The organism is Agrobacterium sp. GW821-FHT02D03 (assembly GCF_059421725.1).
In genome coordinates this window covers 197,501-215,454 of record NZ_JBWKVN010000001.1, presented here as the reverse complement: position 1 = coordinate 215,454, position 17,954 = coordinate 197,501, and the positions used below count along the sequence as shown (strand labels likewise).

18 protein-coding genes (1 of these 18 cut by a window edge) are annotated in these 17,954 nt (G+C 59.0%); 7 read left to right on the top strand and 11 right to left on the bottom strand.

Annotation, left to right across the window (positions count from 1 at the left end):
• The first annotated feature begins 67 nt into the window (after positions 1-67).
• Positions 68-1,678 carry a phosphoenolpyruvate carboxykinase gene (locus tag AC07U5_RS01045; RefSeq protein ID WP_494722060.1) on the top strand — a complete coding sequence of 537 codons (1,611 nt, stop codon included), beginning with the start codon at positions 68-70 and terminating at the stop codon, positions 1,676-1,678.
• A 206-nt stretch (positions 1,679-1,884) separates the two neighbouring features.
• Positions 1,885-2,319: an alternative ribosome rescue aminoacyl-tRNA hydrolase ArfB gene (arfB, locus tag AC07U5_RS01040; protein ID WP_062424662.1), complete on the top strand. Its 435-nt coding sequence runs from the start codon at positions 1,885-1,887 to the stop codon at positions 2,317-2,319.
• 40 nt (positions 2,320-2,359) lie between these two features.
• Here the strand turns inward: arfB and coaA are convergent, their stop codons facing one another.
• From coaA to hisB, 7 genes are all read right to left on the bottom strand, one after another.
• Positions 2,360-3,352, bottom strand: coding sequence for a type I pantothenate kinase (coaA, locus tag AC07U5_RS01035; protein ID WP_494723231.1), 993 nt, complete (start codon positions 3,350-3,352; stop codon positions 2,360-2,362).
• A gap of 5 nt (positions 3,353-3,357) precedes the next feature.
• Positions 3,358-3,681 (bottom strand): phosphoribosyl-ATP diphosphatase, encoded by a 324-nt coding sequence (locus AC07U5_RS01030; protein WP_062444624.1) that lies wholly within the window; start codon positions 3,679-3,681, stop codon positions 3,358-3,360.
• A gap of 20 nt (positions 3,682-3,701) precedes the next feature.
• Complete coding sequence (gene hisF, locus AC07U5_RS01025) at positions 3,702-4,478, bottom strand: imidazole glycerol phosphate synthase subunit HisF (RefSeq protein WP_494722059.1); 777 nt, start codon at positions 4,476-4,478, stop codon at positions 3,702-3,704.
• The gene (gene hisA, locus AC07U5_RS01020; RefSeq protein WP_112954379.1) at positions 4,475-5,209 is read right to left on the bottom strand and encodes a 1-(5-phosphoribosyl)-5-[(5-phosphoribosylamino)methylideneamino]imidazole-4-carboxamide isomerase; all 735 of its coding nucleotides are present in this window, start codon (positions 5,207-5,209) and stop codon (positions 4,475-4,477) included. The genes hisF and hisA overlap by 4 nt, the downstream gene beginning before the upstream one ends.
• A 1-nt stretch (position 5,210) precedes the next feature.
• The gene (gene hisH, locus AC07U5_RS01015; RefSeq protein ID WP_153312638.1) at positions 5,211-5,861 is read right to left on the bottom strand and encodes an imidazole glycerol phosphate synthase subunit HisH; all 651 of its coding nucleotides are present in this window, start codon (positions 5,859-5,861) and stop codon (positions 5,211-5,213) included.
• Between the two features lies 1 nt (position 5,862).
• The gene (locus AC07U5_RS01010; protein ID WP_494722058.1) at positions 5,863-6,351 is read right to left on the bottom strand and encodes a DUF2628 domain-containing protein; all 489 of its coding nucleotides are present in this window, start codon (positions 6,349-6,351) and stop codon (positions 5,863-5,865) included.
• Between the two features lie 61 nt (positions 6,352-6,412).
• The gene (hisB, locus tag AC07U5_RS01005; protein ID WP_062424656.1) at positions 6,413-7,009 is read right to left on the bottom strand and encodes an imidazoleglycerol-phosphate dehydratase HisB; all 597 of its coding nucleotides are present in this window, start codon (positions 7,007-7,009) and stop codon (positions 6,413-6,415) included.
• 213 nt (positions 7,010-7,222) lie between these two features.
• Here hisB and hslV point away from each other — a divergent pair, with 213 nt between their 5' ends.
• From hslV to AC07U5_RS00985, 4 genes are all read left to right on the top strand, one after another.
• Positions 7,223-7,747 carry an ATP-dependent protease subunit HslV gene (gene hslV / locus AC07U5_RS01000; RefSeq protein WP_062444634.1) on the top strand — a complete coding sequence of 175 codons (525 nt, stop codon included), beginning with the start codon at positions 7,223-7,225 and terminating at the stop codon, positions 7,745-7,747.
• A 78-nt stretch (positions 7,748-7,825) separates the two neighbouring features.
• Positions 7,826-9,133 (top strand): ATP-dependent protease ATPase subunit HslU, encoded by a 1,308-nt coding sequence (gene hslU, locus AC07U5_RS00995; protein WP_062444636.1) that lies wholly within the window; start codon positions 7,826-7,828, stop codon positions 9,131-9,133.
• 173 nt (positions 9,134-9,306) lie between these two features.
• The gene (locus tag AC07U5_RS00990) at positions 9,307-10,260 is read left to right on the top strand and encodes a DUF1402 family protein (protein WP_333630468.1); all 954 of its coding nucleotides are present in this window, start codon (positions 9,307-9,309) and stop codon (positions 10,258-10,260) included.
• Positions 10,261-10,378: 118 nt separating this feature from the next.
• Positions 10,379-12,547 (top strand): malate synthase G, encoded by a 2,169-nt coding sequence (locus tag AC07U5_RS00985; protein ID WP_494722057.1) that lies wholly within the window; start codon positions 10,379-10,381, stop codon positions 12,545-12,547.
• Between the two features lie 111 nt (positions 12,548-12,658).
• Here AC07U5_RS00985 and AC07U5_RS00980 read toward each other — a convergent pair whose 3' ends face one another.
• Positions 12,659-13,345 carry a L,D-transpeptidase gene (locus AC07U5_RS00980; protein ID WP_062424793.1) on the bottom strand — a complete coding sequence of 229 codons (687 nt, stop codon included), beginning with the start codon at positions 13,343-13,345 and terminating at the stop codon, positions 12,659-12,661.
• Between the two features lie 182 nt (positions 13,346-13,527).
• Here AC07U5_RS00980 and AC07U5_RS00975 point away from each other — a divergent pair, with 182 nt between their 5' ends.
• Entirely contained in the window at positions 13,528-14,013 is a 486-nt protein-coding gene (locus AC07U5_RS00975; RefSeq protein ID WP_113326815.1) for an MmcB family DNA repair protein, read from the top strand.
• A gap of 15 nt (positions 14,014-14,028) precedes the next feature.
• Here AC07U5_RS00975 and AC07U5_RS00970 read toward each other — a convergent pair whose 3' ends face one another.
• From AC07U5_RS00970 to hrpB, 3 genes are all read right to left on the bottom strand, one after another.
• On the bottom strand, positions 14,029-14,613 hold the full coding sequence (locus AC07U5_RS00970) for an ActR/PrrA/RegA family redox response regulator transcription factor (protein WP_062597505.1): 585 nt from the start codon (positions 14,611-14,613) through the stop codon (positions 14,029-14,031).
• 87 nt (positions 14,614-14,700) lie between these two features.
• A complete protein-coding gene (locus AC07U5_RS00965) occupies positions 14,701-16,008 on the bottom strand; it encodes an ActS/PrrB/RegB family redox-sensitive histidine kinase (protein WP_062597506.1) in 1,308 nt (435 codons plus the stop codon).
• An 18-nt stretch (positions 16,009-16,026) separates the two neighbouring features.
• A protein-coding gene (gene hrpB / locus AC07U5_RS00960) for an ATP-dependent helicase HrpB (RefSeq protein ID WP_494722056.1) crosses the window boundary here: on the bottom strand, positions 16,027-17,954 show its 3' portion. 559 nt of this gene lie beyond the right edge of the window; the window shows 1,928 of its 2,487 coding nt (coding positions 560-2,487); the start codon falls outside the window, past its right edge; it ends in the stop codon at positions 16,027-16,029.

Sequence of the window (17,954 nt, the reverse complement as noted above, 5' to 3'; positions counted from 1 at the left end):
TCCTGTTTGTTGCCGTTAGCTTCACTGAAAATTTGAACGGCTCGCATTCAGAAAAAGGGAACGCGCCATGAAAGAACTCGGAGTACACAATCCAGAAAACGGAGTGGCTGCACTCGGTCTGGGCGGAGCCGCTGTCGTACATTACAACCTCATCGAGAGTGAGTTGTACGAAGAATCGATCCGCAACGGCGAGGCGGACATTACCGTTGATGGCGCTCTGCGCGCCGTGACCGGTCAGCACACCGGCCGTTCTCCGAAGGACAAATTCGTGGTGCGCGATGCCCACACGGAAAATGCGATCTGGTGGGACAACAACAAGCCGCTGTCGCCTGAGCATTTCGAAATTCTGCACAAGGATATGCTCGCGCATGCCGCAGGCAAGACACTCTACGTTCAGGATCTCGTCGGCGGTGCCGATGAAGAGAATGCGCTGCCAACCCGCGTCGTTACCGAGCTTGCCTGGCACGGCCTCTTCATCCGTAACCTGCTGATCCGCCCGGCGCGCGAGAAGCTTGCTTCGTTCAAGCAGAAGCTCACCATCATCAACCTGCCAAGCTTCAAGGCTGATCCTGCCCGTCACGGCGTGCGCACCGAAACGGTCATCGCCTGCGACCTGACCAAGGGTATCGTCCTCATCGGCGGCACATCCTATGCCGGCGAGAACAAGAAGTCGGTCTTCACCGTTCTCAACTACTTGCTGCCTGCCAAGGGCGTTATGCCGATGCACTGCTCGGCCAATGTCGGCCCGGATGGTGACGCGGCGGTCTTCTTCGGCCTGTCCGGCACCGGCAAGACCACGCTGTCTGCCGATCCCGCCCGTACGCTGATCGGCGACGATGAGCATGGCTGGGGCGAAGACGGCATCTTCAATTTCGAAGGCGGCTGCTACGCCAAGGCGATCAAGTTGTCGGCGGAAGCTGAGCCTGAAATCTACGCGGCAACCCGTCGCTTTGGCACGGTTCTGGAAAACGTCGTTCTCGACGAAAACCGCGTTCCGGATTTCAACGACAATTCGCTGACGGAAAATACTCGTAGCGCTTACCCGCTGCACTTCATTCCCAACGCCTCGAAGACCGGCCTTGCCGGTCATCCGAAGACGATCATCATGCTGACCGCCGATGCCTTCGGCGTGCTGCCGCCGATCGCGCGTCTGACGCCGGAACAGGCCATGTACCACTTCCTCTCCGGCTACACCGCCAAGGTCGCCGGCACGGAAAAGGGCGTAACAGAGCCGGAAGCCACCTTCTCGACCTGCTTCGGCGCTCCCTTCATGCCGCGTCATCCGACGGAATACGGCAACCTGCTGCGTGATCTGATTGCACAGCATGGTGTGGATTGCTGGCTGGTCAACACCGGCTGGACCGGTGGTGCCTATGGCATTGGCAAGCGCATGCCGATCAAGGCTACCCGCGCGCTTCTGACCGCTGCACTGACCGGCGAGCTGAAGAACGCCCAGTTCCGCACCGACGCCAATTTCGGCTTTGCCGTACCGACTTCGCTCGAAGGCATCGACAAGAGCATCCTCGACCCACGCTCGACCTGGGCCGATGGCGCTGCCTACGACGCGCAAGCCAAGAAGCTGGTCAACATGTTCGTCACGAACTTCACCAAGTTCGAAGACCATGTTGACAGCACCGTCCGCGACGCTGCTCCTGGCCTCCTGGCTGCCGCCGAATAAGCGGTCGATCTCTTCACAATACAAAACCCGGCCTCGCGCCGGGTTTTTCGTTAGAAAAAGCACGATCCTGGATTTAAAAAAGATAGAGCGTCCTTTGTGCATCTAGAAAGACGTACGGCGCTCTATCAGTTCATTCCGGCGCTTGAAGCCTTCTCAACTGTTTTCATTCCATCGCATCTGTGGCATCACGCCTGCCGGAGAATGACATGGCAAGCGCGCCCCTTTACATCAGCAGCAGAATAACGATTGCCGGATGGGAACTGACGGAGCAATTCGTGCTGGCTGGCGGGCCGGGCGGACAGAATGTCAACAAGGTCTCCACCGCGGTTCAACTGTTCTTCAATATCACGGCTTCTCCGGCGCTCTCGGATCGCATCAAGACCAATCTTGTCAAGCTTGGTGGGAGGCGCGTCTCGAAAGAAGGCGTGCTGATGATCGAGGCAAGTCAGTTTCGCACCCAGGAGCGGAACCGGGAAGATGCGCGGGAGCGTCTGAAAGAACTGATTCTCAAGGCAGCCGAGCCGCCGCCGCCGCCGCGCAAGGCCACCAAGCCGACAAAAGGCTCTGTCGAGCGGCGACTGAAAGCAAAATCAGGCCGTTCGGATATCAAGAAGATGCGTGGCAAGCCGGGACAGGATTAACAGCTTTGGCCGAGAAACGCTCTCGGTGCCGTCTTCAGACTTAGAGCTTTCTCAGCGCCACCATGTCGATCAGATGGTTCTGGCCTTTTCTCAGGATGAGGTCGGCACGTGGTCTCGTCGGTACGATGTTCTCGCGCAGGTTTTTGAGGTTGATATTCTCCCAAAGCCCTTCTGCGATCGCGAGCGCCGCAGTTTCCGAAATCGACGCATACCGATTGAAGTAGGATGTCGGGTCGCGGAACGCCGTCTTGCGCAGGTTCATGAAACGGTTGACGTACCAATTATGGATGATCGTCTCGTCCGCATCGATATAGATCGAAAAATCGAAGAAGTCGGACACCATCGGCACGATGCGCCCGCCGGCCGGCAGGTTGCGCGCCTGCAGCACGTTGATGCCCTCGAAAATCAGGATGTCGGGCCGGTCGACATTGGTGAATTCGCTGGGCAGGACATCGTAGACCAAGTGCGAGTAGCGGGGCGCCTGGACGTTCGGCTGGCCCGCCTTGATGGCGGAAAGGAAGCGTAGAAGCGCGCCGATGTCGTAGCTTTCCGGAAATCCCTTGCGCTCCATAAGGTTCTCACGCCGCAAAACCTCGTTCGGGTAGAGAAACCCGTCCGTGGTGATCAGATCGACCTTTGGGCTGGAAGGCCAGCGCGCCAGAAGCTCTTTTAGAATACGCGCCGTGGTGGATTTCCCGACCGCAACAGAGCCCGCAATGCCGATGACGAAGGGCGTCTTGTTGACGTGCTCCATGTTGATGAAGCGGTTGCGCTGCTCGAACAGCAGCTGCGACGCTTCCACATGGGATGAGAGCAGTCGCGAGAGCGACAGGTAGATCCGCCGAACCTCGTCGAGATCGATCGGGTCATCGAGCGATCGGAGGCGTTTCACCTCGTCGGCGGACAGCGTCAAGGGCGTATCGGCGCGAAACTTCGACCACTCTTCCGAACTGAAGAAGTGATAGGGCGAGTATTCATCCGGCCTGAAATGATCGAGCGTCGTTGGCATGCCTTGCTCCCCCCTGCGTGCCATCGTCGTCATGATTGAGGCCTTGATGCCTTTTCCTGCAATCCGGACTGACCCGTCCGTCTCTCCAATTCCGCGAAGACATCGGAGAGAGGGATATCGGCGATCTTGAGGACCACGAGAAGATGATAAAGCAGATCGGCTGCCTCGTCCGTCAGGTTCTTGCGATCCTGCGAGATCGCCGCGATCACCGTTTCGACCGCCTCTTCGCCGAGCTTCTTGGCCGCCTTGGCTTGCCCGGCGGCAAACAGCTTGGCCGTCCAGGATTGATCAGGCGATGCGCTGGCGCGTTCGGCAACGATGCGCTCGAGATCGGAAAGGGAAAACCCGCTCATGCTGCTTGTCCTTTCAAAGATCAGTCGAGACGCATGGCAATGCCATGATCGGCCATATAGGACTTGGCTTGCCCGATCGTATAGGTGCCGAAGTGGAAGATCGACGCCGCCAGAACCGCTGTCGCATGGCCTTCCTTCACGCCCGCCACCAGATCATCGAGATTTCCGACACCGCCGGAAGCGATCACCGGAACGCGCACCTGATCGGCAATGGTGCGTGTCAGCGCGATGTCATAGCCACTCTTCGTGCCGTCGCGATCCATGGAGGTGATGAGCAATTCGCCGGCACCCCGCTCGACCATCTTGACGGCAAATTCTACCGCATCGATGCCCGTCGGCTGGCGTCCGCCATGGGTAAAGATTTCCCAGCGATCGGCTTCGTCGCTGGCCGACACCTTCTTGGCGTCGATGGAGACAACGATGCACTGATTACCGAACTTATCCGCCGCCTGGGCGACGAAATCCGGGTCTTTGACCGCTGCCGAATTGATCGACACTTTGTCGGCACCGCAGAGCAGAAGCTTGCGAATATCCGACACGGCACGAACGCCGCCCCCCACCGTCACCGGCATGAAGCAGTGATCGGCGGTGCGTGACACCACATCGAAAATCGTTTCGCGATTGTCGGAAGAGGCGGTGATGTCGAGAAAGCAAAGCTCATCGGCACCGGCCGCATCATAGGCTTTCGCCGCCTCGACCGGATCGCCGGCATCGATCAGATCGACGAAGTTCACGCCCTTGACGACGCGACCGTCTTTGACGTCAAGGCAGGGGATAATGCGTGCTTTCAGTGTCATGCCCGTGCCTCCTTGATCAGCGCCAGTGCCTCTGCCGGATCGATACGTCCGTCATAGAGCGCGCGCCCGGAAATGGCGCCTTCCAGCTTTGCCGCATCCGGCTCCAGCATGCGCTTGATATCGTCGATGGAGGCAAGCCCGCCGGATGCGATCACCGGAATGGAAACCGCATTGGCAAGCTCGAGTGTCGAGGCCCAGTTGATCCCGGCCAGAATGCCGTCACGGTCGATATCGGTGTAGATGATCGCGGCAACGCCTGCCCCTTCGAAGCGCTTGGCAAGCTCGATCACGCCAAGTTCAGAGGCCTCCGCCCAACCTTCCACCGCAACCTTGCCGCCCTTGGCATCGATTCCCACGGCAACCTGGCCGGGGAAGCGCTTGCAGGCTTCCAGAACCAGAACCGGATCGCGCACCGCAACGGTGCCGAGGATGACGCGCGCGAGACCGCGGCTCAGCCACGCTTCGATATGCTCCAGGGTGCGAATACCGCCACCCAGTTGCACCGGGTTCTTGGTGGATTTCAAAATGGCGTCGACCGCCTCGCCATTGACGGTCTGGCCGGCAAAGGCGCCGTTCAAATCCACGACATGCAGCCACTCGAAGCCCTGATCCTCGAAGGCCTTGGCCTGCGCGCCGGGATCGGTGTTGTAGACGGTGGCCTGCTCCATATCGCCGAGTTTCAGGCGAACGCACTGGCCGTCCTTGAGGTCGATTGCGGGAAAAAGGATCATGTCAGGGCTTCCAGCGGAGGAAATTCGAAATAAGGGCAAGGCCAAGGCTCTGGCTCTTTTCCGGATGGAATTGGGCACCAGCCATGTTGTCGTGCCCAACGAAGGCGGTCATCGCGCCACCGTAATTGGTGGTGGCGATCACGTCATTCCGGTGCTTCGCTGCCAGATGGTAGGAATGGACGAAATAGGCGTGCAAGCCGTCGGGGCCGGTCTTGATGCCATCGAAGAGCGGGTGAGGGCGGTGCAGCTCCAGCGTATTCCAGCCGATCTGCGGAATTTTGAGAGCCGGGTCAGATGGCGTCATCTCCACCACATCGCCTTCGATCCAGCCAAGCCCCTCGGTCACTGTCTTCTCAAGGCCGCGAGAGGACATGAGCTGCATGCCGACGCAGACGCCGAGGAAGGGATGACCCTTCTTCTCCACCACGTCGATCAGCGCTTCATGCATGCCCGTCACCGCACCCAATCCGGCGCGGCAATCGGCATAGGCGCCGACACCTGGCAGCACGATACGGTCTGCAGACGCCACGCTTTCAGGCTTGTCGGTCAGGTCGATTGTCGCGTCGATGCCGGCTTCCCGCGCCGCGCGCTCGAACGCCTTCGTCGCAGATCGAAGGTTGCCGGAGCCATAATCGATAATTGCCACACGCATATCAGCGCCTTCCATTCAAATCGAATTGAAACGAGCCCGCGGGATCGTTCGTCATGAAGCCGCCCACCCGATCACGGGTCTTCCACTCAGGCTGCGACAACGTCATATGCGCATCGTCCTGTTCGGGCAGGTTCGAAAAATACATCTCTTCCGCCGTCGAAAGATCAAGTGCCACGATCACGTCCTTCAGCGTCCAGCCCTTGGCAATCAAATGACGCTGAAGCAGGTTGCGACCTTCGAATCCGGCTATCAACCCTGCCGTGATGGTGAATAGGAGGCCCACTATGCCGAGGCCATCGAGCCTCGACACCTGACCGGCGGCGACCTGCAGAATGACGACGGAGACGGCAATCCACCACATGCGATGGATGGCAAACCAGAGCCACGGAAACAGCAAAGCAAGCCACGAAAATCTGTCCGCGATGAAGCGAGTGGTGCGGTGATCCCTGTCGGGTCCGCCCGGTGCTTCCAGAACAAGATAAGATGTCATTGGCGTTCCTGACGACGTTCAGAGCAGCACCGGTCTCGGTTGCTCTTCATGTTTCACCGGATCAGGCCAGCATGCCCTTCGTTGAAGGAATGCGACCTGCCTGCCTGGGATCGATTTCGGTGGCGCTGCGCAATACGCGCGCAACCGCCTTGAAGCACGTCTCGGCGATATGATGGTTGTTGGCGCCGTAATGGTTGAGAATATGCAGCGTGATCCCGGCATTCTGCGCCAGCGCCTGGAAGAATTCGCGCACCAGTTCCGTATCGAATGTACCGATCTTCGGTGCGGAAAATTGCACGTTCCAGACCAGGAAGGGCCTGCCGGAAATATCGACGGCAGCCTTCGTCATCGTCTCGTCCATGGCAAGGTCGAGCGAGGCATAACGCGTGATGCCCTTGCGGTCGCCCAAGGCTTTGGCAATCGCCTGGCCGATGGCAATACCGGTGTCTTCGACCGTGTGGTGATCGTCGATATGAAGGTCGCCCTTCACGTCGATCTCCATGTCGATCAGCGAATGGCGGCTCAGCTGGTCCAGCATATGATCGAAAAAGCCGACGCCTGTCGAAATTTTCGCCGTACCCGTTCCATCGATATTCACGCGGACCGAGACGGAGGTCTCATTGGTCTTGCGGGAAATCTCGGCTGTGCGCTCTGCCATTGCGGCTGCTCCTTGGACAATCTGGCCGTTCCTTACCAGCCTGCACCTCAAATATCCAGTCATTCCATCGTCTTGTCAGTGCCGCCTGGGTGCTACGGTTAAGCAAGATTGCAATCGGCAAAACGGGACTTACATAATTTGCGAAAAGGACCGCAGCCGATCAGCGGTTCGATAGCTTTAGATGCAAGGCCCGGATGGGCAGACAGGTGCTTTATGACAACAATCATTACAGTGAGAAAGGGCGGCAAGGTCGTCATGGCCGGCGACGGACAGGTCAGCCTTGGCCAGACCGTGATGAAGGGCAACGCCCGCAAGGTGCGTCGCATCGGCAAGGGCGAAGTGATCGCCGGTTTTGCCGGTGCCACGGCAGACGCCTTCACCCTTCTAGACCGGCTGGAAAAGAAGCTGGAGCAATATCAAGGCCAGTTGATGCGCGCCGCGGTCGAACTCGCCAAGGATTGGCGCACGGATAAATATCTGCGCAACCTCGAAGCCATGATGCTCGTCGCCGACAAGTCGATCACCCTTGCCATCACCGGCAATGGCGATGTTCTGGAACCCGAACATGGCGCAATCGCTATTGGCTCCGGCGGCAACTACGCCTTTGCCGCGGCACGTGCCTTGATGGATTCGGATAAGTCCGCCGAAGAGGTTGCCCGTCAGGCGCTCGATATCGCCGCCGACATCTGCGTCTACACCAACCACAATCTCGTCATTGAAACGTTGGACGCTGAATAAGCGCACGGATCAACAACCCATGGTTCCTGCGGGCCGGGCCGTCATGGCTGGCCGCAACAGGAAGCCGAAAGGATCGAAATGACCACTTTTTCTCCCCGGGAGATCGTCTCGGAACTGGACCGCTACATTATCGGTCAGCATGATGCCAAGCGTGCGGTCGCCATTGCGCTTCGTAACCGCTGGCGCCGCCAGCAGCTCGATGAGAGCCTGCGCGACGAAGTGATGCCGAAGAACATTCTGATGATCGGACCGACGGGTGTCGGCAAGACCGAAATCTCAAGACGCCTGGCAAAGCTCGCCGGTGCGCCCTTCATCAAAGTGGAAGCGACGAAATTTACCGAAGTCGGCTATGTCGGCCGGGATGTCGAACAGATCATCCGCGATCTGGTCGAGATCGGTATCGGCCTTGTGCGCGAAAAGATGCGCGCCGAAGTCCAGGCCAAGGCCCATGCCAGCGCCGAGGAGCGCGTTCTTGACGCACTCGTCGGGCAGACCGCGTCGCCCGCCACCCGTGACAGCTTCCGCAAGAAGCTGCGCGACGGCGAACTCGACAAGAAGGAAATCGATATCGAGGTTGCCGATACCGGTTCGGGCATGCCCGGCTTCGAGATCCCCGGCATGCCGGGCGCCAATATCGGCGTGCTCAACCTGTCTGAAATGTTCGGCAAGGCCATGGGCGGGCGCACCAAGAAGGTCCGCACCTCGGTGGAGAAATCCTATGCCGAATTGATCCGCGACGAGTCCGACAAGCTTCTGGACAATGAGCAGATCCAACGCGAAGCGGTCAAATCGGTCGAAAATGATGGCATCGTCTTCCTCGACGAAATCGACAAGATCGCCGCCCGCGATGGTGGCATGGGTGCCGGCGTCTCTCGCGAAGGCGTGCAGCGCGATCTCCTGCCGCTGGTCGAAGGCACCACAGTCTCGACGAAGTATGGACCGGTAAAGACGGATCACATCCTCTTCATCGCGTCCGGTGCCTTCCATGTGGCAAAGCCCTCCGATCTTCTGCCTGAACTTCAGGGCCGCCTGCCTATCCGCGTGGAGCTGAAGCCGCTGACGAAGGAGGATTTCCGCCGCATTCTGACCGAGACCGAAGCGAGCCTGATCCGCCAGTACAAGGCGTTGATGGCAACCGAAGAACTCGATCTGGATTTCACCGACGACGCCATCGATGCATTGGCCGACGTGGCGGTCCATCTCAATTCATCGGTCGAAAACATTGGTGCACGCCGTCTGCAAACGGTCATGGAGCGTGTTCTGGATGAAATCTCCTTCAACGCGCCCGATCGCGGTGGCTCGTCGGTCAAGATCGATGACGCCTATGTCAAGGAACATGTGGGCGATATCGCCGCCGACACGGATCTATCGCGCTACATTCTTTAAGGCAGACGCGAGAAGAAGTTTCAAAAATCAGAGGGAGTGCGGCAAATCTTGCCGCACTCTTATTTTACCGGCCTTCTCTCGACATGTGGCATCGCTTTTCGTTAATGAATGTCGAAAGTCGATCCTCTGGATTACTCCGGCAAGAGAGCCGGCAAGAGAAAAGGCATCCGCTCGTGCGCAAAACTCTCCTGGCATTGGCCACGCTTCTGGCCATTGGCACTGTTCTCCCGTCCTATGCTGAGGCCGCGACGCTTGTGCCGCCTGGTAACCGCAACGCGGAACAGCCGAATGTGCCGGGCGCCTCGGCACGCCGTACCAAGGGTTCGAACTCCACCTACGAGCGGAAATACCAGAAAGTCTACGAGCTTCTGTCCAGCGACAAGCAGCTGATCTCCAAGATCAAATCGACGGCAAGCCGCTATGGCATCGATCCGATCCACATGATCGGCGCGATCGTTGGCGAACACACCTACAATGTCGATGCCTATGATCGCCTCCAGTCCTATTATGTGAAGGCGGCATCCTACGCGGGGAACAGCTTCCGCTTCGGCTATAAGGATGAGACGATTGCGCAGTTTCTGACGCATTCGCAATTTGCCAAATGCCAGTCGAAAAGCGATTCCTACAGCCTGTGGAATTGTCGCGAAGATGTCTGGGAAGCGAGCTTCCGCGGCAAGACGGTCGATGGCGTCAGCTATCCCGATAACCGCTTCAGTGCCGTTTTCTTTCAGCCTTTCTATGCCGGCCAGACATTCGGGCTGGGACAGATCAATCCGCTGACAGCGCTCATGCTGTCGGATACGGTGGCGCGCACCTCTGGCTATGAGAAGCTGGACGAGAACGATGCCTCTGCCGTCTATACGGCCATCATGGATCCCGATCATTCGCTTGCCTATATGGCCGCTGCGATCCGCAAATCCATCGATGACTACAAGTCGATCGCCGACATGGATATTTCCAAAAATCCTGGCCTGACATCGACGCTCTACAATCTCGGCGGCTCACAGCAGCGCGCTGCTGCACTGGCGCAGAAGAACCGCCAAAGTGGCGGTACGGTCTGGCCGGAAGAGAATTATTATGGCTGGCTGATCAATGAGAAGCTGCCAGAATTGCAGAAGCTTCTCTAATTGGAACAGGTTTTTCAGATTATTTCCTGAACGGAAAAAATCTTTGATGCGTTGCGACGGTTGACGGAGGCTGGGTACAGCCTTCACTCTATGGACAATGATCATAGGGAGATATGTTGTGAGCCGCATCGAGCATAATGGACTGTCATTCGACGAGACGCTCTACCAGTTTTTGAAGTATGAGGTTCTGCCCGAGACGGGGCTGAACGCCGACACCTTCTTCAACGGTTTCTCTGCGATTGTTCACGATCTTGCGCCGAAGAACAAAGAGCTCCTCGCCAAGCGCGACGCCTTCCAGGAAAAGCTCGATGATTGGTATCGCCAGAACGGTGCGCCATCCGACCTCGCAGCCTACGAGGCTTATCTTCGCGAGATCGGCTACATCGTTCCGGAAGGCGCGGCCTTCAAGGTCAACACCCAGAACGTTGATCCGGAAATCGCCGAACTTGCCGGGCCGCAGCTCGTCGTACCGGTGATGAATGCGCGCTACGCGCTGAACGCCGCCAATGCTCGCTGGGGTTCGCTTTACGATGCGCTTTACGGCACGGATGCGATTGCCGAAGACGACGGCGCCGAAAAGGGCCGGGGCTACAATCCCCGTCGGGGCGAAAAGGTCATCGCCTGGGCCAGATCATTCCTCGACGACTCCGTACCGCTTGCGAACGGCAGATGGGCGGATGTCAGCGGCTTGCGCGTGGTTGACGGTGTCTTGGTCATCGACCTGGACGGCAGTTCGACAACCCCTGCCGATCAGGCGCATTTTGCCGGCTTCGATGGCGATGCGTCGAAGCCATCCGCTATTTTGCTGAAAACCAACGGCATCCATATCGAAATCGTACTCGATCCCACCACTGCCATCGGCAAGGCTGATCGCGCCGGCATCTCCGACGTCATCCTCGAATCGGCGCTGACCACCATCATGGACTGCGAGGATTCCGTCGCTGCCGTGGATGCAGAGGACAAGCTGGTTGTCTATCGCAACTGGCTCGGCCTGATGCGCGGTGATTTGACCGAGGAGGTCTCCAAGGGCGGGGAAACCTTTACCCGTCGTTTGAACCCCGACCGCAATTATACCGCGCGCAACGGAACGGCTCTGACGCTTCCCGGCCGCTCGCTGATGCTGGTGCGCAATGTCGGCCACCTGATGACGAACCCCGCTATCCTCGACCGTGATGGCCGGGAGATTCCGGAAGGCATCATGGATGCGGTCATCACCGGTCTGATTGCGCTTTACGATGTCGGCCCGATCGGTCGCCACCAGAACTCGCGTGCCGGATCGATGTATGTCGTGAAGCCCAAGATGCACGGCCCGGAAGAAGTCGCCTTCGCAGCTGAGATCTTCACCCGCGTCGAACAGCTTGTCGGCATGCGGCCCAACACCATGAAAATGGGCATCATGGATGAGGAGCGCCGCACGACCGTCAACCTCAAGGAGTGCATTCGCGCTGCGAAGGACCGCGTCGTCTTCATCAATACCGGCTTCCTCGATCGCACCGGCGACGAAATCCATACCTCGATCGAAGCGGGCCCGATGATCCGCAAGGGAGACATGAAGCAGGCCGCCTGGATCGCAGCGTATGAAAACTGGAATGTCGATATCGGTCTTGAATGCGGCCTGTCCGGTCATGCGCAGATCGGCAAGGGCATGTGGGCCATGCCCGACCTGATGGCCGCCATGCTGGAGCAGAAGATCGCCCACCCCAAGGCGGGTGCCAACACGGCCTGGGTGCCTTCGCCAACGGCCGCAACGCTGCATGCGACGCATTATCATAAGGTCGATGTGGCCCAGGTGCAGGAAGGGTTGAAAAGCCGCGGTCGTGCCAAGCTCGCCGATATTCTCTCTGTCCCCGTCGCGGTTCGCCCCAACTGGACGCCTGAGGAAATCCAGCGCGAACTGGATAACAACGCCCAGGGTATTCTGGGCTATGTCGTTCGCTGGGTCGATCAGGGTGTCGGTTGCTCCAAGGTGCCGGACATCAACAATATCGGCCTGATGGAAGACCGTGCGACGCTGCGCATCTCCGCCCAGCACATGGCAAACTGGCTGCGCCATGGCGTGGTCTCGCAGGAGCAGATCGTTGACACCATGAAGCGCATGGCAGCCGTGGTCGATCAGCAGAATGTAGGCGATGCGGCCTATACGCCCATGGCCGGCAACTTCGAGGATTCGGTTGCGTTCCAGGCTGCGGTGGAACTGGTGTTGAAGGGCAGGGCGCAGCCGAACGGCTATACCGAGCCAGTCCTTCACCGTCGCCGCCTTGAGCTGAAGGCGAAACAACGCGCCTGAGAGCATCCTCCACCGTCTGGGATGCGCGCTGATCGGCAAGCATCTCAGACCGGAAACAAAAAAAGCCGCCGGGAATCCACGGCGGCTTTTTGAATACTTTGGATCCGGAAATTACTGGATCACGATAACCTTGGAGCTGCGGCCTGGACGAATGCGGCTGTAGAGATCGATCACGTCCTGGTTGATCATGCGAATGCAGCCGGAAGAGGCGGCGGTGCCGATCGAGGCCCATTCAGGCGAACCGTGGATACGGAAAAGCGTGTCCTGGCCCTGTTCGTTGAAGAGATACATGGCGCGCGCACCGAGCGGATTGCTGATGCCGGGACCCATGCCGTTTTCGACATATCTGGCAACTTCAGGCTTGCGGGCGGCCATTTCCTTCGGCGGATGCCAGGTTGGCCATTCCTGCTTCCAGGCCACATAGGCTTCACCAGCCCAGGCAAAACCCTGCTTGCCGACGCCGATGCCGTAACGCACGGCCTTGCCGCCGGGCAGGATGTAATAAAGGAAGCGCTCGCGGGTGTTGACGATCACCGTGCCCGGCTTTTCAGCGGTTTCATAGTTCACGATCTGGCGATGAAACTTCTTGTCAACGCGGTTGATCGGAATGGCGGGCAGGGCGTAACCAGCGTCCGTTGTCGCGCCGTAAACTTCATCGCCGAAGATCTGGGCGGTCTCGACGACAACCGGAGCAGCGAGCGGGCGGGCGGAAGAGGTTTCAGTCGTTGTGGACGCGCAGCCGGTCAGCGCAAGGATGGACGACAGGCCGAGTGCAGTCAATGAAGTGCGAATGCGCATGGTGTTCTCGCGGAAAATTCGCTTATATAAGCGGTGCATGAAGCGATATTGGATCATCGGGTTATTTTCGATTAATCCATGCTTTGCAAGCCATCGCACCGCAGCAAGATTACCGCTTGTGCGAATATGCTGCTTCATGGTCTTTTTGCAACAATTTCGGGGGCCTTTTCCAGAATCCGTCCATGACTATTCTTTCCTTTACCAATAACAACCCGTTAATCGACGGTCGCCAATCTGAGAAAGCCATGCTTGTGCGCCGGGGCGTGCAGGTATTGCTGAACGAGATGCGGCACTCCGTTCTGCCAGAGCTGGCGCTGTCCAGCGGCCGGCGTGCGGATCTCATCAGCCTGTCGGTCAAAGGGGAAATCTGGATCATCGAGATCAAATCCTCGATCGAGGATTTCAGGGTGGACCGCAAATGGCCGGATTATCGGCTGCACTGCGACCGGCTGTTCTTCGCCACACACGCTGGCGTCCCGCTCGATATCTTTCCCGAAGAGTGCGGCCTTTTTCTCTCGGATGGGTATGGCGCCCATATGGTGCGCGAGGCGCCGGAACATAAGCTGGCGCCGGCCACACGCAAGTCCCTGATGCTGGATTTCTCCAGGACGGCCGCGCGCCGGCTGATGATGGCGGAATGGTCCACCGGCACCAGCTACTCGGACTGATCCGTATCCCGTTGCTTATTTGGGCGCGCGCTTGGCCAGAATGCGCTGCAGCGTGCGGCGGTGCATGTTCAGCCGTCGCGCCGTCTCCGAGACGTTGCGCTCGCACATTTCATAGACGCGCTGAATGTGCTCCCATCGGACCCGGTCGGCAGACATCGGGTTTTCCGGCACTTCCATCCGGTCGCCTTCGCGCTGTGTCAGCGCGTTGAAGACATCATCGGCATCCGCTGGTTTTGCCAGATAGTCGAGCGCACCAAGCTTCACGGCAGTGACGGCGGTCGCAATATTTCCGTAGCCGGTCAGCACGACGATTTGCGTGTCATCGCGATGCTGGCGAATGGCCTCGATCACTTCCAACCCATTGCCGTCGCCGAGCCGCAGGTCCACCACCGCATATTTTGGCGGCGCGCTCTTCGATTTTTCGATGCCTTCACTCACCGATTCGGCGGTGTCCACCACAAAGCCACGCGCCTCCATGGCGCGCGCCAGACGGCGCAGGAAGGGGCCGTCGTCATCGACGACCAGCAGCGACTTATCCGGACCGATCGCATCCGAAGCCGTTATCGCCTCTTCTTCGTGCTTCTGTCCGTCATCAGCCATGGTCGTTTCCTTCGGTCATTCTCTTATCTTTCGGCGATCATATCCCTCATGCGCCACGAGCGTAAGGGTTTCCTAAGAGACTTAAGATCACCGGCTCTTATTATCTTCCATGACCGATCGCGGCCAGACGACGGTAACCCTCGCACCTGCGGCATTTGGTCCACGATTTTCGAATGTCAGTGAAGCCCCGGATCGTTCCAGCAACGTCTTGGCAATGAAGAGACCAAGTCCAAGCCCTCCAGCCGTCGCATCATTGTGCCTTTTGGTCACGTAAGGATCACCGATCCGTGAGAGAATATCGGGCGAATAGCCGTCGCCATCATCCTCGATCGTCACCATCACCTGCTGCTGATCATGCGCCACGGTAACGGTCACCATATCCTTGGCGTAATCGACAGCGTTTTCCAGCAGATTCCCAAGTCCGTAGAGAATACCGGCATTGCGCGCCCCGACCGGTTCGTCTGCCCGTCCGGACTTTTCCACCAGCTTGAGTTTCACGCCGAATTCCCTGTGCGGTGCCATCACTTCCTCGATCAAAGAGGAGAGCGGAAGCCGGCGAATATGTTCCTCGCCTTCGGCAGAAAGCGATGTCAGCCGGCGCAGAATATCGCGGCATCGCTCGCTTTGGCTGCGTAGAAGCGCGACATCCTCGCTGAAGCGCTCGTCCTTTCCAAGCTCGCGCTGCATCTCCTTGGCGACCACGCTGATGGTTGCGAGCGGCGTACCCAATTCATGGGCTGCGGCTGCAGCGAGACCATCCAGTTGCGACAGGTGCTTTTCCCGCTCCAGCACCAGTTCGGTCGCAGCAAGCGCATCGGCAAGCTGATTGGCCTCATGCGAGACGCGGTAGGCATAGAAGGCTGCAAACAGCATCATCGCCACGATCGAGCACCAGATGCCGATATGAATGATGAGCTGGATCGGCAATTCTTCCCCTGGATACCAGGGAACAGGAAACGGCGAAAAAGCAATCGCTGTTGCGCAAGCCAGCGCGAAGAACAGCAAAACGAGAGAATGTTTCAACGGCTGCGAGGCAAAGGCAATGATGACCTGGACGCAGATCAGTGGCGCGAACGGGTTGGACAGGCCGCCGGTAATATAGATCAGCGCCGTCAACTGCAGCAGGTCGAAGGCAAGCAGCAGCGTCGCCTCCCACGGCTCCAGACGATAGGTCGCCGGAAACCGAGCCGATAGAAAGAGGTTGGCAGTGGCAAGGGCCGCGATAAGAAGCGCGCAGGTCAGCAGTGGCAGGGGAAAGCCAAGACCAAACGCAACGATAAGAAGCGTGGCGCTCTGCCCGGCCACGGCAAGCCAGCGCAGCCAGACAATGGTCTGCAGCCTGATCTGGCGGCTGGCGCGGCCAAACCGTGTCGTTTCTACAGGCTGCTTTGCCATTGGTGCCTCTTAATCATCTCAGGTGCCGCGCGGCTTGGCGCGATGTGTGGCTTGCGCGGATGCCGGATCTTCCGGCCAGGGATGGCGCGGATAACGCCCGCGCATATCCGCGCGCACGTCCTTCCAAGAGCCCGCCCAGAACCCTGGCAAATCCCGCGTGGTCTGTATCGGCCTGTGGGCAGGCGAGGTCAATTCCAGCAACAGTGGCAATTTGCCGCCTGCCACACTCGGGTGATCCTTCAAGCCGAAGAGCTCCTGCACGCGGATGGTCAGCGTCGGCTCCTCACCCTCATAGTGGATCGAGTGCTTTTGTCCGGTCGGCGCTTCGAAATGGGTAGGAAGCAATTTGCCAAGCTGGCGCAGCTCCTCATGCGGAACCAGCGAGCGCAGCCCCTCGATGATATTGCCGCCATTGATCTCATGGATCGTCTTGGCGTCATGCTGAAAGGGCACGAACCACTCGTCCAGCCGGTCAATCAGCGCCGCGTCACTCATATCCGGCCATGGCGCGCCGACACTGCGGTGAAGGAAGCCGAGACGGTGGCGCAACTGCTGCGCCTCTTTAGAAAAGGGCACTATGCCGAGCCCATATTCGCGGATGCCGCTGGCAAGCGCTTGCGCTACCTTCTCTCCGGTCGGGCGCGCAAGTGGCGTTTCATCGAGAATAATGGCGCCGATACGCGAGACGCGTCTTGCCCGGACCTGTCCGCTTTGCTTGTCGAAGAAAAGCTGGTCTTCCTTGACGACCGCCTCTGGCAGAAATGCTTCCACATCCCGCAGGACGATCGAAGCGGCCGCCAGAATCCTCGGTCGTGCGGCGCGGCCGACGATGTCGGCGACCACCAGCATCTTTTCGGCCGCCAGTCGCTGCGTCTCTTCCACCTCTCCACCACGTCCATTCGCCATCACATATCGACCGCGCCCACCACGCTGGAATGCGATGCGATCCGGAAAGGCATGCAACAGAAGCTGCCCGGCCGTCAGAGCTGCTTCCGATCCGTCCCTTTTGCCTGGAAGGGAGGAAAGGAGCCGTTTTGCCAGTCCCTTGGCAGCGGCTGCGCGCTCCGTCTTCTCGCCCTTGAACCGGCGAAGCCGCTCTTCAAGATCGATATCGTTACCGCCAAGCCCCTGTTCTGTCAGAAGCACGGCAAGCAGCGAAGCCTCATGACCACATCCAAGCTCTTCTGCCGCGAGAACCATGGCTGCGAGGCGCGGCGGCAGGGCCATCTCGCGCATCAGCTTGCCGCGTGCGGTCATCGCGCCAGACCGGTCGAGAGCGCCAAGCCCTTGCAGCAGCGCATTCGCCTCTTTCAACGTAGACGCTGGCGGCTGATCGAGAAATTTGAGGGACGCCGGATCGCTGACACCCCAATGGGCAAGATCGAGCGCGAAACCGGAAAGGTCGCTGGCGAGAATCTGTGGCGGCGTAAACGCTGGCAGCGCCGCTGTCTGTCCCGCGTGCCACAGACGGATGGCAATACCCGGCTCCGTTCGCCCCGCGCGGCCAGCACGCTGGTCAGCAGACGCGCGAGAGACCTTTACTGTCTCAAGTCGGCTGATGCCGGTGGAGGGCTCAAAGACGGGCAGGCGTTGCAGCCCGCTATCGATGACAATCCGCACACCGTCGATGGTGATCGAGGTCTCGGCAATCGAGGTTGCCAGCACGATCTTGCGCCGACCGCTTTCCGCTGGCTTGATCGCTGCGTCCTGTTCTTTCTGCGAGAGGTTTCCATAGAGCGGGATCACCTGCGTATCCGGGTCGAATCGGCCCTCCAATCTCTCAGCGGTCCGCTTGATCTCCGCTTGCCCGGGAAGAAAGGCGAGGATCGATCCGGTCTCTGCGGCATGCGCCTCGATGATCGCCCGCGCCACCTTGTCTTCGACCCGCTCCTGTCCAGCCCTGTCTTCGTAGCGTATATCGACCGGAAAGCTGCGGCCGAGACTGG

Coding starts and splice junctions, on each gene's coding strand:
- AC07U5_RS01045 (WP_494722060.1), top strand. CDS start 68: ATGAAAGAACTCGGAGTACACAATCCAGAAAACGGAGTGGCTGCACTC.
- arfB (WP_062424662.1), top strand. CDS start 1,885: ATGGCAAGCGCGCCCCTTTACATCAGCAGCAGAATAACGATTGCCGGA.
- coaA (WP_494723231.1), bottom strand. CDS start 3,352: ATGGCACGCAGGGGGGAGCAAGGCATGCCAACGACGCTCGATCATTTC.
- AC07U5_RS01030 (WP_062444624.1), bottom strand. CDS start 3,681: ATGAGCGGGTTTTCCCTTTCCGATCTCGAGCGCATCGTTGCCGAACGC.
- hisF (WP_494722059.1), bottom strand. CDS start 4,478: ATGACACTGAAAGCACGCATTATCCCCTGCCTTGACGTCAAAGACGGT.
- hisA (WP_112954379.1), bottom strand. CDS start 5,209: ATGATCCTTTTTCCCGCAATCGACCTCAAGGACGGCCAGTGCGTTCGC.
- hisH (WP_153312638.1), bottom strand. CDS start 5,861: ATGCGTGTGGCAATTATCGATTATGGCTCCGGCAACCTTCGATCTGCG.
- AC07U5_RS01010 (WP_494722058.1), bottom strand. CDS start 6,351: ATGACATCTTATCTTGTTCTGGAAGCACCGGGCGGACCCGACAGGGAT.
- hisB (WP_062424656.1), bottom strand. CDS start 7,009: ATGGCAGAGCGCACAGCCGAGATTTCCCGCAAGACCAATGAGACCTCC.
- hslV (WP_062444634.1), top strand. CDS start 7,223: ATGACAACAATCATTACAGTGAGAAAGGGCGGCAAGGTCGTCATGGCC.
- hslU (WP_062444636.1), top strand. CDS start 7,826: ATGACCACTTTTTCTCCCCGGGAGATCGTCTCGGAACTGGACCGCTAC.
- AC07U5_RS00980 (WP_062424793.1), bottom strand. CDS start 13,345: ATGCGCATTCGCACTTCATTGACTGCACTCGGCCTGTCGTCCATCCTT.
- AC07U5_RS00975 (WP_113326815.1), top strand. CDS start 13,528: ATGACTATTCTTTCCTTTACCAATAACAACCCGTTAATCGACGGTCGC.
- AC07U5_RS00970 (WP_062597505.1), bottom strand. CDS start 14,613: ATGGCTGATGACGGACAGAAGCACGAAGAAGAGGCGATAACGGCTTCG.
- AC07U5_RS00965 (WP_062597506.1), bottom strand. CDS start 16,008: ATGGCAAAGCAGCCTGTAGAAACGACACGGTTTGGCCGCGCCAGCCGC.